We start from the raw sequence: 15534 nt of genomic DNA, 5'->3' as shown, positions 1-15534 counted from the left end.
TGGGGGGGGAGGGGGGGGGGGGGGGGGGGTTTTTTTGGTGGGGGGGGGGGGGGGGGGGGGGGGGGGGGGGGGGGGGGGGGGGGGGGAGAAAACCCCCCCCCCCCCCCCCACCAGGATCACGCCTCGTCGTTGTCGACCCAGCTCATGAGCTTGCGCAGCTCCTTGCCGGTGGTCTCCAGCAGGTGCTCGGAGTCCTGGGTCTTGTACTCGTTGTACTTCTTCAGACCGCCGTGGTACTCGTCCATCCAGTTCTTGGCGAACGTGCCGTCCTGGATCTCGGCGAGGACCTTCTTCATCTCGGCCTTGGTCTGGTCCGTGATGATGCGCGGGCCGGTGACGTAGTCGCCCCACTCGGCGGTCTCGGAGACCGACCAGCGCATCTTCTCCAGGCCGCCCTCGTACATGAGGTCCACGATCAGCTTCAGCTCGTGGAGGCACTCGAAGTAGGCGATCTCCGGCTGGTAGCCGGCCTCGGTCAGGGTTTCGAAGCCCGCCTTGACCAGCGCCGCTGTGCCACCGCAGAGCACGGCCTGCTCGCCGAACAGGTCGGTCTCGGTCTCTTCCTTGAAGGTCGTCTTGATGACGCCCGCGCGGGTGCCGCCGATGCCCTTGGCGTACGACAGCGCCAGATCGAAGGCCTTGCCGGTGGCGTCCTGCTCGACGGCGGCGATGCAGGGAACGCCGCGGCCCTCCTCGTACTGGCGGCGGACCAGGTGGCCCGGGCCCTTGGGGGCGACCATGGCGACGTCGACACCGGCCGGCGGCTTGATGAAACCGAATCGGATGTTGAGGCCGTGGCCGAAGAACAGGGCGTCGCCGTCCTTCAGGTTGTCCTTGATGGACTCCTCGTAGACCTGCGCCTGGATCGGGTCCGGGACCAGGATCATGATGACGTCGGCCTCGGCGGCGGCCTCGGCCGGGGTCACCACGCGCAGACCCTGCTCCTCGGCCTTGGCCTTGGACTTGGAGCCCTCGTGCAGACCGACGCGGACGTCGACACCCGAGTCACGCAGCGACAGCGCGTGGGCGTGGCCCTGGCTGCCGTAGCCGATGACCGCGACCTTGCGGTTCTGGATGATGGACAGGTCGGCATCGTCGTCGTAGAACAGCTCGGCCACTGGGATATCTCCTTGAGGTGCACGTCGTTGGAATGACGCTGTTTGCGTCCCACCGTACGGCGGGATGGGATGGGAAGGTCTCGGGGTCTCGCCAGGCGAGAAGGGTGTTACGCGCTGCGGTCCAGGGCGCGCAGCGACCGGTCCGTGATGGAGCGGGCGCCGCGCCCTATGGCGATCGTGCCGGACTGGACGAGCTCCTTGATGCCGAACTGCTCCAGCATCTTCAGCATCGCCTCGAGCTTGTCACTCGAACCGGTGGCCTCGATGGTGACGGCCTCGGGCGACACGTCGACGGTCTTGGCACGGAACAGCTGGACGATCTCGACGATCTGGGAGCGGGTCTCGTTGTCGGCGCGGACCTTCACCAGCACGAGTTCGCGCTGGATCGCGCCGCCGGGCTCGAGTTCGACGATCTTCAGAACGTTGATGAGCTTGTTCAGCTGCTTGGTCACCTGCTCGAGCGGCAGGTCCTCGACATTGACCACGATGGTGATGCGGGAGATGTCGGGGTGCTCGGTGACGCCGACGGCGAGCGAGTCGATGTTGAAGCCGCGGCGGGAGAACAGGGCGGCGATCCTGGCCAGGATGCCGGGGGTGTTCTCCACCAGGACGGAGAGCGTGTGCTTGGACATGTTCGTCGTTCCTCTTCCTACAGCTCTTCCGGCTCTCAGTCGTCTTCGTTGTCGCCGAAGTCGGGGCGGACGCCGCGCGCTGCCATGACCTCGTCGTTGGAGGTGCCGGCGGCGACCATCGGCCACACCTGCGCGTCCTCGTGGACGATGAAGTCGATGACGACCGGGCGGTCGTTGATGGCGTTGGCCTCGGCGATGGCCCTGTCGAGGTCGTCCGGGGACTCGCAGCGGATCGCGTGGCAGCCCATGGCCTCGGACAGCTTGACGAAGTCCGGGACGCGGGTGCCGGCGCTCTTCTCCAGGCCGGTGGCCTCCGGGCCGGAGTGCAGCACCGTGTTGGAGTAGCGCTGGTTGTAGAAGAGGGTCTGCCACTGGCGGACCATTCCGAGCGCGCCGTTGTTGATGATCGCGACCTTGATCGGGATGTTGTTGAGCGCGCAGGTGACCAGTTCCTGGTTGGTCATCTGGAAGCAGCCGTCGCCGTCGATCGCCCAGACCGTGCGGTCCGGCGCTCCGGCCTTGGCGCCCATCGCGGCCGGGACCGCGTAGCCCATCGTCCCTGCGCCGCCCGAGTTCAGCCAGGTGGCGGGCTGCTCGTAGTCGATGAAGTGGGCGGCCCACATCTGGTGCTGGCCGACGCCCGCCGCGAAGATCGTGCCCTCCGGGGCAAGTTCACCGATGCGCTGGATGACCTGCTGCGGAGCGAGGCTGCCGTCGTCCGGCTGCTCGTAGCCCAGCGGGTAGGTCTCGCGCCAGCGGTTGAGGTCCTTCCACCAGGCGCTGTAGTCGCCGGTGTGACCGTCGTTGTGCTCGGTCTGGACGGCCTGGACCAGGTCGGCGATGACCTCGCGGGCGTCACCGACGATCGGCACGTCGGCGGTGCGGTTCTTGCCGATCTCCGCCGGGTCGATGTCGGCGTGGACGACCTTGGCGTACGGCGCGAAGCTGTCCAGCTTGCCGGTCACACGGTCGTCGAAACGGGCTCCGAGGGCGACGATCAGGTCGGCCTTCTGCAGCGCGGTGACGGCGGTGACCGCACCGTGCATGCCCGGCATTCCCACGTGCAGCGGGTGGCTGTCGGGGAACGCGCCCAGCGCCATCAGGGTGGTGGTGACGGGGGCTCCGGTGAGCTCGGCGAGAACCTTCAGCTCGGCGGTGGCACCGGCCTTGAGGACTCCTCCTCCGACGTACAGGACCGGGCGCTTGGCGCCGGTGATCAGCTTGGCGGCCTCGCGGATCTGCTTGGCGTGCGGCTTCGTCACCGGGCGGTAGCCGGGCAGGTCGGTCTGCGGCGGCCAGCTGAAGGTGGTCTTCGCCTGGAGGGCGTCCTTGGCGATGTCGACGAGGACGGGGCCCGGGCGCCCGGTGGAGGCGATGTGGAAGGCCTCCGCGATGGTGCGCGGGATGTCCTCGGCCTTGGTGACGAGGAAGTTGTGCTTGGTGATCGGCATCGTGATGCCGCAGATGTCCGCCTCTTGGAAGGCGTCCGTACCGATCGCCTTGGAGGAGACCTGGCCGGTGATCGCGACCATGGGCACCGAGTCCATGTGCGCGTCGGCGATCGGCGTGACCAGGTTGGTGGCGCCGGGACCGGAGGTGGCCATGCACACCCCGACCTTGCCGGTGGCCTGGGCGTATCCGGTGGCCGCGTGCCCCGCGCCCTGCTCGTGACGGACCAGGACGTGGCGAACCTTCGAGGAGTCCATCATCGGGTCGTACGCCGGGAGGATCGCGCCGCCCGGAATGCCGAACACCGTGTCGGCCCCCACTTCCTCGAGAGAGCGAATGAGGGACTGCGCGCCCGTGACGTGTTCGACGGTGGCGGACGGCTGTCCGCCGCTACGGGCCCGCGGCTGCGGATGGTGGGCCCCGGAGGCCTGCTCGGTCATCGGCGTTCTCTTCTCGAAGCTGAGGGTTTTGAGAGGGTTTGGTACGCGTTCAATACGTGCCGGTGCAACAAAAAACCCCTCGTGCCGTGAGGCAGGCGAGGGGAGCGCGTCGGGAGGTGTCTGCAGAGCTGTCAGTGCGGCTCTGCTCAGCCGACGCGCTGGCCAAGTACGAGAATTCGGGTGCGCATGGCACTGACCCTCCCCCCGGCGCGGCATCACTGTCAAGCGGGTGGGACGCGCGTCTCATTATTTGAGCCATTCCGGGCAGAGGGAACGCCGCCCGTCAGCACCGGCACGGCCATGCCGTCGGGCACCGGATACTCGTCCCTGACCAGGGCACGGCGCAGCCTGTACTCGTCCAGCGGTCCGGAGAAGGCCATGCCCTGGCCGTGTGTGCAGCCCATGGCGCGCAGCGCCATCACCTGCTCCGGGACGTCCACGCCGTCCGCCACCGACTGCATGCCGAGATCGCCCGCGATCCGCAGCAGCCCGCTGGTGATCTTGTGCAGTCTCGCCGACTCGACGACGCCCTCCACCAGTCCTCTGTCCAGTTTCAGTACGTCCACCGGGAGCCGGCGCAGCGCGTTGATCGCCGCGTATCCGCTGCCGAAGCCGTCCAGGGCGATGCGTACGCCCAACCTGCGCAGGGCGGTCAACCGCTGCTCCAGCTCGTCGAAGGAGATCCGGGGGTCGCTGTCCGCGAGCTCGATGACCAGTGCGCCCGACGGCAGCCCGTGGCGCGTGAGCAGGGCCTCGATGGAGCCGAGCGGGAGCGATCTGTCCAGCAGGAGACGGGCCGACAGACGCACGGAGACCGGCGTCCTGCGCCCGGGTCCGCCGCGCTCCGCCGCCTGCCCGACGGCCTCCTCGAGCAGCCAGCGGCCGAGCTCGGCGGTCCGGTCGCCCTCGTCGGAGACCCGCAGGAACTCGGCCGGCGTGAACAGGATGCCCTGGGCGGAGCGCCAGCGGGCCTGCGCGGAGACCGCCGCGATCCGGCCGGTGGTGAGGCTCACGACCGGCTGGTGCAACAGCGCGAACTCGCCCTCGTGGAGCGCGCTGCGCAGCCGGGCGTCCAGTTCCGTGCGGCGGACGACCTCGGCCTGCATCTGGGGCACGTACAGCTCGACGCGGTCCTTGCCGGCGGCCTTGGCCCGGTACATGGCGAGGTCGGCGTTGCGCATGAGGTCAGTGGGGCTTATCGCGGGCTCGGCGAAGGCGACACCGATGGAGGCGGCGACCCGCACCTCGGCGCCGTCGACGCGGTACGGCTGGGAGAGCATCAGCCGCAGCCGGTCGGCGATCTCGTGGACCTGGGACTCGCGGGCGGACCGGTCGCGGGAGCCGTCGCCGACGATGAGCGCCGCGAACTCGTCGCCGCCGAGCCGGGCCGCCGTGTCCCCGGCCCGTACGGATTCGGCCAGTCGCCGCGCCGCCTGGATGAGCAGCTCGTCGCCCGCCTGATGGCCGAGCCGGTCGTTGACGCCCTTGAAGCCGTCCAGGTCGATGAAGAGCACCGCCGTGCCCTCGTCACCCGATCTGCGGCCGGTGAGCGCCCCTCTGACCCGCTTGGTGAACAGGGCCCTGTTGGGCAGGTCGGTGAGCGGGTCGTGCTCCGCGTTGTGCTGCAGCTGAGCCTGGAGCCGCACCCGCTCGGTGACGTCCCGGCTGTTGAAGATCAGGCCGCCGTGATGGCGGCTGACGGTCGACTCCACATTGAGCCACTCCCCCGAGCCCGACCGGAACCGGCACTCCATGCGGGTCGTGGACTCCTCCGAGGGAGAGGCCGCGAGGAAGCGGCGCAGCTCGTGCACGACGCGGCCGAGGTCCTCCGGGTGGATGAGCGAGGCCAGCTCGGAGCCGACCAGTTCCTCCGCGTCGCGGCCGTAGACCCCGGCGGCGGCGGGTGAGACGTAGCGCAGCACCCCTGAGGGCGCGGCGATCATGATGACGTCGCTCGACCCCTGGACCAGCGAACGGAAGTGGTTCTCCTTCTGCGCCAGTTCGTGGGTGAGGGCGATGTTGTCCAGGAGCATGATGCCCTGCCGTACGACGAGGGCGAGGACGACGGTGCACCCGGTGAGGACGACGACCCGGTCGACCCGGCGGCCCTCGATGACGTTGTAGAGGATGCCCAGCGTGCAGACGGCGGCGGCGAGGTACGGCGTGAGCGCGGAGAGCGAGCTCGTGACGGGGCGGCCCTGGTGCCTCGGACCCCTGGGCGGCCGGACGGTGTCTGACATCCTGCGCGCTCCCCAGGGGGCGTATGCGAGCAGCAGCGAGCCCGCGAACCAGCCGGCGTCGAGCAGCTGACCGGAGCGGTAGCTCTCGCGCAGCAGCGGTGAGGTGAAAAGGGCGTCGCACAACACGGTCAGCGCGAGGCCCGCGATGGCCGTGTTGACCGCGGACCGGTTGGCGGACGAGCGCCGGAAGTGCAGCGCGAGGATCATGCTGACCAGCACGATGTCCAGCAGCGGATATGCGAGAGCAAGCGCGGCCGGTGCGACGCTCTCGCCCTGGGCCTGGGCGGTGTGGGCGAGTGCCAGGCTCCAGGAGAGAGTGAGCAGCGAGCCGCCGATCAGCCAGGCGTCGAGCCCGAGGCAGACCCAGCCGGCCTTGGACACGGGCCGCTTGGCGAGGACCAGGAGTCCGACGATGGCGGGCGGGGCGAAGCACAGGAAGAACACGTCGGCCACGGACGGGCTCGGCACCTCGCGGCCGAGTACCGCCTCGTACCAGCCCCAGACGGCGTTCCCCGCGGCCGCCATGCCGGAGGAGATTGCGAACAGCAGCCAGGCGGGCCGGAAATGGCATTTCGCCGTGCGGGCGTAGAGGAGGCACGAGACGGCGGCGATCACGGCGGCGACGCTGAGGCCGAAATCGCCCATGATCACGGCCAGTTCGGGTGAGCCCCAGCCGAAGGCGGCCCCCACCCCGTACCCGGCGCACACGCCCGCCAGGGCGAGCTGGTGAACGAGCGCCGAGCCGCCGCGCGGCCCGGCGTCCTGGAGCATCAACGCTCCCGGCGCGCTCATCGCGCGCTCCAGGGGTGCGCCGCCTGCCCGGGCGGCGGAAGCTGCCTGCGCAGCGGAGCGCGCAGAGGTCGCGGACGGCTGCCCCGCCGCATCGGATCGTGGGTCCATCGGCCCTGCATCGCCCGTCGCCCCCCTCACGCCTGATCGACAATCAGTTCGCGCCACAGCACCACCCCTCGCACGGTGCAGCCCCCAGGTCGGGACGATACACCAATATCGTCACTCAGGGACATAGTCCCTCTACTCTCCGTGACGGACTGCGACGATCAAGGCACGCCATGCATTCGAGTGACTTCGGAGCGTATTCGCAACCGGAACCCCAAGCGCGTTATCCGGTCGTCACGACGACGTTGCGCAGGGCCTCCCCGGCCACGAACCGGCTGACCTGAGCGGCCAGCAGCCGCTTCGCGCGCGGCATGAACGCCGAGGTGGAGCCGCCGACATGGGGACTGATCAGGACTCCGGGCGCGTGCCAGAGCGGATGACCGGCGGGGAGCGGCTCGGGGTCCGTGACGTCGAGCGCGGCGGTGATCCGTCCGCTCTCCACCTCCGCGAGCAGGGCCTTTGTGTCGACGACCGGACCCCGGGAGACGTTGACCAAAAGCGCGCCGTCTTTCATCCGGCCCAGGAACCCGGCTCCCACCAGGCCTTTCGTCTGCTCGGTGAGCGGCGTGGACACGATCACCACGTCCGCGTCGGGGAGCAGGACCGGAAGGTCGGTGAGTGCGCGCACTTCGCCGCGCTCCGTTGTCCGGGCGGAGCGCGCGACGCGCGCCACCCGCGCGCACTCGAAGGGTACGAGCCGGTCCTCGATGGCGGCGCCGATGGAGCCGTAGCCGACGATGAGCACCGACTTGTCGGCGAGGGCCGGATAGAAACCGGCACGCCACACCTCGGCGTCCTGGCCGCGTACGAAACCGGGGATGCCGCGCAGGGAGGCCAGGGTCAGGGCCAGCGTGAGTTCGGCGGTGGAGGCCTCGTGGACACCCCTGGCATTGCACAGCCGTACACCGGCGGGCAGGGACGAAAGCCCTGGTTCCACATGGTCGATTCCTGCGGAGAGGGCCTGCACGACCCGTACGGACTTCATCGCGGCGAGCGGCCGTATGGCGACCTCCATGCCCTTCATGTAAGGGACCGCGTAGAAGACGCAGTCGGCGGGGTCGGCCGGGAACTCGGGTCCGCCGTCCCAGAAGCGGTAATTCAGGCCCGTCGCGGAAGGCGCGGGAAGCCCTTCGATCTCGTCGGCGGGAACGGGAAGCCACACGTCAGCAGTCATGGTCAGGAGGCTATGCGAAGGCCGGCGCGGCGCATTGGTTAGCTTTGTGGAGCGGCCGAGGGAGAGGTACGGGGAGTTGGAGCGCAGGTCAATCGGTGCGGCGGGCCTCGAAGTGGGCGCGGTGGGCCTCGGCTGCATGCCGATGAGCTGGGCGTACACCGGCTCCCAGCAGCGCGGGGAGCGGTCGCTTCGGACCGTCCACAGCGCTCTCGACTCCGGTGTCAGCCTGCTGGACACGGCCGACATGTACGGGCCGTTCACCAACGAGCTGCTGCTGGGGCGGGTGCTCAAGGAGCGACGGGCCGACGCCTTCGTTTCGACGAAGGTGGGTCTGCTGGTCGGCGACCAGCACATCGTCGCCAACGGCCGCCCCGGGTACGTGAAGCGGGCCTGCGACGCCTCGCTGCGCCGGCTGCAGACAGACGTGATCGACCTGTACCAGCTGCACCGCGCCGACCCCGAGGTTCCGGTCGAGGAGACCTGGGGCGCCATGGCGGAGCTGGTGGGCGCCGGCAAGGTGCGGGCGCTCGGAATGTGCGCGGTAGGTGCGCGGGCGCCGCGCCGCTCGGCGGGCGACCTGTACGAAGGAACGATCCGCCAACTGCAGCGGGTGCAGCAGGTGTTCCCGGTGAGCGCCGTACAGGCGGAGTTGTCGGTGTGGTCTCCGGAGGCGCTGGAGCGGCTGCTCCCGTGGTGCGAGGCACGCGGGGTGGGGTTCCTGGCCGCGATACCGTTGGGGAACGGGTTCCTGAGCGGGACGCTCACGCCGGGGCAGGGGTTCGAACCGGACGACGTGCGGGCGCGCCACCCACGGTTCACGGCGGAGATGATGGCGGCCAACCAGCCGGTGGTGGCGGGGCTGCGCAGGATCGCGCAGCGGCACGGCCCGGGGACGACTCCGGCGCGGGTGGCCCTGGCCTGGGTGCTGGGCGCAGGCCGGCATGTGGTGCCCGTGCCGGGGACGAAGCGTCCCGAGTGGGCGGTGGAGAACGCGGGCGCCACGGCGCTCCGGCTGACGCCGCACGATGTGGCGGAGATCGCGGCGCTGCCGACTGCGCGGGGCTCGTGGGATTGAGGCCACGGACCACCCCGGCACCGGCCCGGACGGTGGCGGGGCCGCCGTGGGCCTGTCGTTCGGATCGGGCGGGCCCGGCACGGTCCAGGCCTTCGGCCTTGCCCGCGCCGCGGGCTTGTCCGGGGCCGTGGGCTGGCCCGGGCCGCGGACTTGTCCGGGGCCGCGGACTTGGCTGCGACTTCTCGGCAAGATCGGGAACCTCGACGGCGGCTGCGGTGTAAGAAGGGCAGGAAGGCAGCTCCAGCCGCCGTCGAAGGGATCAGAACCGTGCACCGTCCTGCAGCAGCCGTCGTGGCCGCCGTCGCCCTCCTGTTCGCGGCCGGGTGCTCGTCGGGCGACAAGACGAACCCGGCCACTGCGACCTCGGACTCCTCCAAGGGGTCGGCCGCCCCTTCGACCCCGGCGTCGAGTGCCGCGCCGAGCCCCACGGGTCCGCCCGCGAAGGGGTCCGTGAAGGTCGTGTCCACCCTGACCGAGGATCTGAAGTCGCCCTGGGGCGTGGCGGCGCTGCCGGGCGGTGACCTGCTCGTCGCCTCGCGGGACGAGGGGACGATCAGCCGGGTCGACGCCGAGAGCGGCAAGAAGACCGAGATCGGCTCCGTGCCGGGGGTCGCTCCGGGCGGCGAAGGCGGCCTGATGGGCCTCGCCGTCTCCCCCTCCTTCGCCTCCGACAAGATGGTCTACGTCTACTTCACCACCGCCTCCGACAACCGCATCGCCCGTCTGCTGTACGACGAGCAGAAGCCGGCCGGGCAGCAGCTGGGGGCTCCGGACACCGTGCTCCGGGGCATTCCCAAGGGAGTCATCCACAACGGCGGACGGATCGCGTTCGGCCCCGACAAGATGCTGTACGCGGGCACGGGCGAGACCGGTGAGACGGGCCTCGCCCAGGACAAGGAGTCCCTGGGCGGCAAGATCCTCCGTATGACACCGGACGGACGGCCCGTCCACGGCAATCCGGACGCCGACTCCGTCGTCTACTCCTACGGCCACCGCAACGTGCAGGGGCTCGCCTGGGACTCCGAGAAGCGCCTGTGGGCGGCCGAGTTCGGGCAGGACACCTGGGACGAGCTCAATCTCGTCGAGCCCGGGAAGAACTACGGCTGGCCGGAGGTCGAGGGCAAGGCCGGCAGGGCCGGGTTCGTCGACCCGGTCGCCCAGTGGAAGACGGCGGACGCATCCCCGAGCGGCATCGCCTACGCCCAGGGATCGATCTGGATGGCAGGGCTGCGCGGCGAGCGCCTGTGGCGCATCCCGCTGGCCGGAGCGGAACCTTCCGCGGACCCCCGGCCGTTCCTCGAAGAGAAGTACGGCCGCCTGCGTACGGTCGTTTCGGCGGGCGGGGACAAGCTCTGGCTCGTCACCAGCGAGACGGACACCCGGGGCACCCCCGGGCCGGGCGACGACAAGATCCTCCGGCTGGAAGTGCGATAGGGCCTCTCAGCCGGCCTTGATCCGTACGAGAGGCCCTGAGAGGTGGTCGATCCGTGTTCAGCGCCTTCGAGGAAGTCTTCGCGCCCGGCCGCAAACACACCGATGACGAGCGCAACCGTCTCGCCCTGACCCGGGTCGACGTCGCCGACGGCGACCCGGGCCGCGGACCGATAGACCTCGCCTCGGGCAAGGTGACGGTCAGGGCATCGGCCGCCGGGCCGTCAGCAGGCCCGTCAGACGGCCCCGCCGTCGGCCGGGTCGGCGAAGAGACGGAGCCGGTGGGCGACGGCGGCGGCCTCGCCGCGGCCGGAGACTCCGAGCTTGGCGAGAATGTTGGAGACGTGGACGCTCGCCGTCTTGGGTGAGATGTACAGCTCCTCGGCTATCCGGCGGTTGGTGTGGCCGGCCGCGACCAGTCGCAGCACGTCCTGCTCACGGCGGGTGAGGCCGAGCGCCGGAGCGGCGGTCGCCGCCCCGGTCACGGCGCCGGCCGCGTCGTCCGCGCGGTCCGGGCCGCCGGTTCCCTCGCTGCCGCCGGTGCCTGCGCCGTCTGTGAGGGAGACGCGGGCGCGCCGGGCCAGCAGCGCGACGTCCTCGCCCAAGGGGCGCGCGCCGAGTTGCTCGGCGACGGTCCGGACCTGACGCAGCAGCCGGCCCGCGTGCGCGCGGTCCGGGTCACCCGTGCCGGCCCCGGCCAGGCGCAGCAGTGACTCCGCCCACCGCAGCCGCACTCTTGCCAGGTCGTAGGGGCGGTCCAGCGCCTCGAACGCCGCTCCCGCTTCCGCCCAGTCGGTGACCGCGTCCCCGTCGTCGGCGCACCGCAGCTCCGCACGTACCCACAGTTCATGAGCACGCCACACGGGCACCGAGGTCACCAGGCATTTCGCCGCCCTGCGGATGCGTTCGACCGCCGCCGCACGGCCCGGCTCCGCCGCGGGCAGCCCCCGGGTGTCGGTCTCGAGGCGCGCGGCGGCGAGAAGCAGGGGCCAGGCGAGGTGGTGGGTGCCGGGCGGGAATCCGGAGCCCATGGCGCGCTCAGCCTCCGCCCTCGCGTCGAACAGCCGCCCTTGCGCCGCGGCGATCTGCAGTGCGACCGTCGCCGCGGGCAGCGCGGTCTGGGGTACGCGGGTGACGGGGCCGAAGTGTTCCTTCGCGGCCTCCAGCAGGGTGGCGGCCGTCGACGTGTCTCCGCGGTGCACGGCGAGTGCCGCGAGCCAGACACCCGCGTACCCCCGGGGTTTGGGGCCGAGCGCGATGTTCAGGGCGATCGTGGCGGACTCCCGCATCTCGTCCCATCGGCCGAGGGACAGACAGGACTCGGCAAGGTTGACCCTGACCCACGCCTCGCTGTCCAGGAGGCCGTACTTCCGCGACTTCTTGATCCCCTGGGCGAGGATGGGCAATGCCTCCTTGGAGCGGCCGAGGCTCTCCAGTACGGACGGCAGATTCACATGAGCGCTGCCGATGTGCGCGGGCAGCCCGAGTGCGACGACACGGTCCCTGACGGCGTACATCTCCGCGAGCCCCGCGTCGATGTCCCCCGCGTCGACCATGAGGCCGCCGAGAGTGAGACGGGCACGCAGCTCGATGTCCTCCTCCCCGACCATCCGCGCGTACTGCACCGCCTGTTCAGCCGTGGCGAGGCTGCCGGGCCCCGGGTCGTAGCGCATCCCCCACACGGCTGCCTCCGCAAGCACCTCCGCATGGACCGCGGACGGCGGCAGACCGTGCACGAACTCCTGGGCGGCGCTGATCTCCGCCCAGCCGTCGCCGCGGCCCAGGGCCGAGATCAGCCGGGAGCGCTGGACCGAGAACCAGGCGGCACGCAGCAGGTCGTTCTCCGCCTCGGCCATCCGCTGACCGCGTTTGGCCGTCTTCAGGGCGCGCTCTCTGTCGCCGCAGAGCCGGCCGGCGACGACGGCTTCCGCCATCAGGTCGAGGAAACGCAGCGGTGTGGTGGCCGGATCGCAGCCGCACGCGGGGTATACCTCGGCGTGGTCGAGGGGCCGCAGCGCGGCGCGCACCTCGGCGGGGGCGCTGTCCCAGAGTTCCATCGCCCTCTCGAGCAGCCGCAGTTGCTCGGCGTAGGCATGGCGACGCCGAGCGCCGACCGAGGCTCTCAGCACCGCGGGGAGCGCCTTGGCGGCGTCGTTGGCGCGGTACCAGTAGGTGGCGAGGCGCGTCGCCCGCTCCTCCTCACGCACCAGTTCGGGCTGGGTCTCCAGGGCCTCGGCGTAAAGGCGGTTGAGTCGCGAGCGTTCCCCGGGCAGCAGGTCGTCACTCACGGCCTCGCGGGCCAGCGAGTGACGAAAACGGTAGCCGTCGCCGTCCGGTGCGGCCAGCAGGATGTTCGCGCCGACGGCGGTGCGCAGCGCCGCGATGAGGTCGTCCTCCGAGAGTCCGGCGACGGCGTGCAGCAGTCCGTGCTCGACGGTCGAGCCGCCCTCCGCGACAACCCGTGCCACGCGCTGCGCGTCCTCGGAAAGGGCCTCGATGCGTACGAGCAGGATGTCGCGCAGCGAGTCGGGCAGACCCGGGCAGTTGCCGCCGCTGAGGCCGGCGGCGAGCTCCTCGACGAAGAAGGCGTTGCCGTCGGACCGCTCGAAGACCTGGTCCACCAGCGCCGGGTCGGGCTCCGCGGCCAGGATTCCGGCCATCTGGCGTTGCACCTCCGCGCGGTTGAAGCGCGGTAGCTCGATCCGCTGGACGGTGCGCATCCGGTCGAGTTCGGCAAGGAAGGGGCGCAGCGGGTGGCGGCGGTGGACGTCGTCGGAGCGGTAGGTGGCGATCAGGACGAGCCGGCCGCGGCGCAGCGTGCGGAACAGGTAGGCGAGCAGATGCCGGGTGGAGGCTCCGGCCCAGTGCAGGTCCTCCAGCACCAGGACGACGGTGCGTCCGGCGGCGAGACGCTCCAGCAGTCGCGCGGTGAGTTCGAAGAGGCGGGCCATGCCGTCCTCGTCGTGCCTGCCGTGCTCGCCGCCCGCCGGCCCCAGTTCGGGCAGGAGCCGCGCCAGTTCCTGCTCCTGGTCTTCGGCGGCTGCGGCGAACTCCCCGGGGAGCCGCCGGTGCAGGGTGCGCAGTGCGGTCGAGAAGGCCGCGAACGGCAGCTCGTCCGCGCCGATCTCGACGCACCCGCCGACGGCGACGACCGCGCCCCGGCGGCACGCCTCGCCCAGCAGCTCCTCGACGAGCCGGGTCTTGCCGACGCCCGCCTCGCCGGAGACGAGCAGGGCCTGCGGCTCGCCCGGGCCGCCTCCGGCGCCGGGCGAGCCGCCGCCGGCGGCGCGGTCGAGCGCGTCGGTGAGAAGGGTCAGCTCACCGGCGCGGCCGACGAACACCGGGCTGACGGACCTGGTTTCCACACCGGGGAGCATCGCACAACCGTCCGGGGCTGGCTTGATCATTATTCGGTCGGGGCATGGTGCGGGTCATGCGGCCCTGGTGAACCGGCTGCTGTCCGGTGAACTCACCCGCCCCCCACCTTCGTTCCTGCCGGATGAACGCGCGGTGCGACGAGCGCGCGGTTTCCGCGGGACGCGGCGCTCCGCCTCGGCCTCGCGGAGCAGGTCGGCACGGCGCAGCTGCTGGATCTCGTAGTCGAACATCTCGTTCCTCCTTGTCGTCGGGGCTCTGCGGCCCCGTGGATGTCTCCACACTCCCGCCTCAGGGCGGACGGCCGCATCGGGCGACTGCCGGATCTTCGGGGGCCGGGGGGCCTTAGACGTCCGGGCGGGGGGTGCTTAGTCCCTGGCGGAGCCCGGGTGCTCGGTACCGGGACCCGGGGTGCCCGGTCCTGCGGGGGCCGGGGTGCCCGGTCCTGCGGGGGCCGGGGTGCCCGGTGCTTGGCCGGGCCCGGTTCCCGCCGGTTCAGGTGCGGGCCACGGTGTCGGGCGTCTGAGGCCGGGCGTCAGGGCGAGGGTGACCGCGGCCGAGGCGGCGGCCATCACGGTCATGGCGGTCGCGGACGAGGTGAACTGCGCGACGCCGCCGGCGACCGCCGCTGCGACGCCCTGCATCGTGAGCATTCCCGAGGAGTGCAGCCCGAAGGCATGACCGCTCAGCTCGCCGGGTGTCAGAGACATCAGGCGTTCCTGGAGCAGCAGACTCGCGGAGAAGCCGATCGATCCCACGGTCACGGCCGCGAGCGCCACCGGCAGGGCGGGGTGCAGTACGAAGATCAGGTACGGGGCGGCCAACAACAGCAGCAGCGGTGGTGCACCGAACCGTTCGCGCCAACGTCTGGGCACGAACCGGCCGGTCAGGGTGTCCCCCGCCAGCATGCCCACAGCCGCGAAGGCGAACAGCAGACCCGCGTGGCGCGGAGCGTAGGACACGAAGAGGGACTCGCAGCCGACGACGAGACCGCCTGGCACCCACAGGGCGAGGTAGACGCGCCGGCGCGGTTTCGCCGCCCACAGGCGGGCGTTGGTCCGCCAGGTCTCGCCCACGGACGGACGGCCCTTCGCACGCGGCGGGCGTCTCGCCAGGCCGACACGGGCGACGGCTGCGGCGACGGCGTACAGGGCGGCGCCGGCGAGCAGGGCACCGCGCGGCGTCAGGACGTTGACGAGTACGCCGCCGATCGCGTAAGCGCAGATCTGCAGGCTGCCCGCGCACATGTTTAGCACCGAACGGCCGAGCAGGTATCCCTCCGGGGGCAGGATCTCGGTGAGGAGGCCGTAGCGGACTCCGCCGCCGACCGAGCCGATCATGCCCTGCACCGCCAGGATCACGAAGATCGCCCACACAGGCAGCCCGGGCAGGGCCAGCACGGCGGTACCGACGGCGAAGGAGAGCGCCAGCCCCACGGTCGCGGCGCGCGGCGGCAGCCGGTCAGCCGCCGACAGCAGGACACTCGCGCCGATCATCTGCGCCAGTAGCGGGCCGAACATGCTGAGGGCGGCGAGCAGCGGCGACCGGGTCGCGCCGTAGACCATTGTGCCGAGGGCGAGTCCGCTCACCGTCAGCGCCGCCACGTGCGCGGCGGAGGCCGCAAGCAGCGGAACGAACTCCGGTGTCCGGAAGAGCTGTTGGTAGGTGCGCATGGACGGAGTGTCCGCAGCCGCCCGGGCGCG

At 71.2% G+C, this 15534-nt stretch carries 10 protein-coding genes and 1 pseudogene; 3 read left to right on the top strand and 8 right to left on the bottom strand.

The window, feature by feature from the left end; genetic code table 11:
• Positions 1-116 precede the first annotated feature (116 nt).
• The 5 genes from ilvC to ACZ4SA_RS26590 form a co-directional block, all read right to left on the bottom strand.
• A complete protein-coding gene (gene ilvC, locus ACZ4SA_RS26610) occupies positions 117-1118 on the bottom strand; it encodes a ketol-acid reductoisomerase (protein WP_403856308.1) in 1002 nt (333 codons plus the stop codon).
• A gap of 107 nt (positions 1119-1225) precedes the next feature.
• The gene (gene ilvN / locus ACZ4SA_RS26605) at positions 1226-1750 is read right to left on the bottom strand and encodes an acetolactate synthase small subunit (RefSeq protein ID WP_356633937.1); all 525 of its coding nucleotides are present in this window, start codon (positions 1748-1750) and stop codon (positions 1226-1228) included.
• A 35-nt stretch (positions 1751-1785) separates the two neighbouring features.
• Positions 1786-3639 carry an acetolactate synthase large subunit gene (locus ACZ4SA_RS26600; RefSeq protein ID WP_468279192.1) on the bottom strand — a complete coding sequence of 618 codons (1854 nt, stop codon included), beginning with the start codon at positions 3637-3639 and terminating at the stop codon, positions 1786-1788.
• Between the two features lie 221 nt (positions 3640-3860).
• The gene (locus ACZ4SA_RS26595) at positions 3861-6671 is read right to left on the bottom strand and encodes a putative bifunctional diguanylate cyclase/phosphodiesterase (RefSeq protein ID WP_468279189.1); all 2811 of its coding nucleotides are present in this window, start codon (positions 6669-6671) and stop codon (positions 3861-3863) included.
• 328 nt (positions 6672-6999) lie between these two features.
• On the bottom strand, positions 7000-7950 hold the full coding sequence (locus ACZ4SA_RS26590) for a 2-hydroxyacid dehydrogenase (RefSeq protein ID WP_468279186.1): 951 nt from the start codon (positions 7948-7950) through the stop codon (positions 7000-7002).
• Between the two features lie 76 nt (positions 7951-8026).
• Between ACZ4SA_RS26590 and ACZ4SA_RS26585 the strand changes: the two genes are divergently transcribed.
• The 3 genes and pseudogenes from ACZ4SA_RS26585 to ACZ4SA_RS26575 form a co-directional block, all read left to right on the top strand.
• Positions 8027-9025 carry an aldo/keto reductase gene (locus ACZ4SA_RS26585; protein ID WP_468279183.1) on the top strand — a complete coding sequence of 333 codons (999 nt, stop codon included), beginning with the start codon at positions 8027-8029 and terminating at the stop codon, positions 9023-9025.
• A 267-nt stretch (positions 9026-9292) separates the two neighbouring features.
• On the top strand, positions 9293-10459 hold the full coding sequence (locus tag ACZ4SA_RS26580) for a PQQ-dependent sugar dehydrogenase (protein WP_468279180.1): 1167 nt from the start codon (positions 9293-9295) through the stop codon (positions 10457-10459).
• 53 nt (positions 10460-10512) lie between these two features.
• Positions 10513-10669: pseudogene (locus ACZ4SA_RS26575) on the top strand (DUF6191 domain-containing protein); the annotation flags it as partial.
• A gap of 23 nt (positions 10670-10692) precedes the next feature.
• Here the strand turns inward: ACZ4SA_RS26575 and ACZ4SA_RS26570 are convergent.
• The 3 genes from ACZ4SA_RS26570 to ACZ4SA_RS26560 all read right to left on the bottom strand — a co-directional run bounded on the left by ACZ4SA_RS26570 (position 10693) and on the right by ACZ4SA_RS26560 (position 15504).
• Positions 10693-13833, bottom strand: coding sequence for a helix-turn-helix transcriptional regulator (locus ACZ4SA_RS26570; RefSeq protein ID WP_468279176.1), 3141 nt, complete (start codon positions 13831-13833; stop codon positions 10693-10695).
• A 54-nt stretch (positions 13834-13887) separates the two neighbouring features.
• Positions 13888-14064 (bottom strand): hypothetical protein, encoded by a 177-nt coding sequence (locus tag ACZ4SA_RS26565; protein WP_468279173.1) that lies wholly within the window; start codon positions 14062-14064, stop codon positions 13888-13890.
• Between the two features lie 135 nt (positions 14065-14199).
• Positions 14200-15504 (bottom strand): MFS transporter, encoded by a 1305-nt coding sequence (locus ACZ4SA_RS26560; RefSeq protein ID WP_468279170.1) that lies wholly within the window; start codon positions 15502-15504, stop codon positions 14200-14202.
• Between the last annotated feature and the right edge of the window lie 30 nt (positions 15505-15534).

The organism is Streptomyces sp. NPDC027962 (assembly GCF_055566095.1).
Note: the sequence above shows the minus strand (reverse complement) of the source record. Positions and strands in the feature narration are given on the sequence as shown.

Excerpts from the sequence above, each read along its gene's own strand:
- ilvN (WP_356633937.1), bottom strand. The coding sequence starts at position 1,750 with ATGTCCAAGCACACGCTCTCCGTCCTGGTGGAGAACACCCCCGGCATC.
- ACZ4SA_RS26600 (WP_468279192.1), bottom strand. The coding sequence starts at position 3,639 with ATGACCGAGCAGGCCTCCGGGGCCCACCATCCGCAGCCGCGGGCCCGT.
- ACZ4SA_RS26595 (WP_468279189.1), bottom strand. The coding sequence starts at position 6,671 with ATGAGCGCGCCGGGAGCGTTGATGCTCCAGGACGCCGGGCCGCGCGGC.
- ACZ4SA_RS26590 (WP_468279186.1), bottom strand. The coding sequence starts at position 7,950 with ATGACTGCTGACGTGTGGCTTCCCGTTCCCGCCGACGAGATCGAAGGG.
- ACZ4SA_RS26570 (WP_468279176.1), bottom strand. The coding sequence starts at position 13,833 with ATGCTCCCCGGTGTGGAAACCAGGTCCGTCAGCCCGGTGTTCGTCGGC.
- ACZ4SA_RS26565 (WP_468279173.1), bottom strand. The coding sequence starts at position 14,064 with ATGTTCGACTACGAGATCCAGCAGCTGCGCCGTGCCGACCTGCTCCGC.
- ACZ4SA_RS26560 (WP_468279170.1), bottom strand. The coding sequence starts at position 15,504 with ATGCGCACCTACCAACAGCTCTTCCGGACACCGGAGTTCGTTCCGCTG.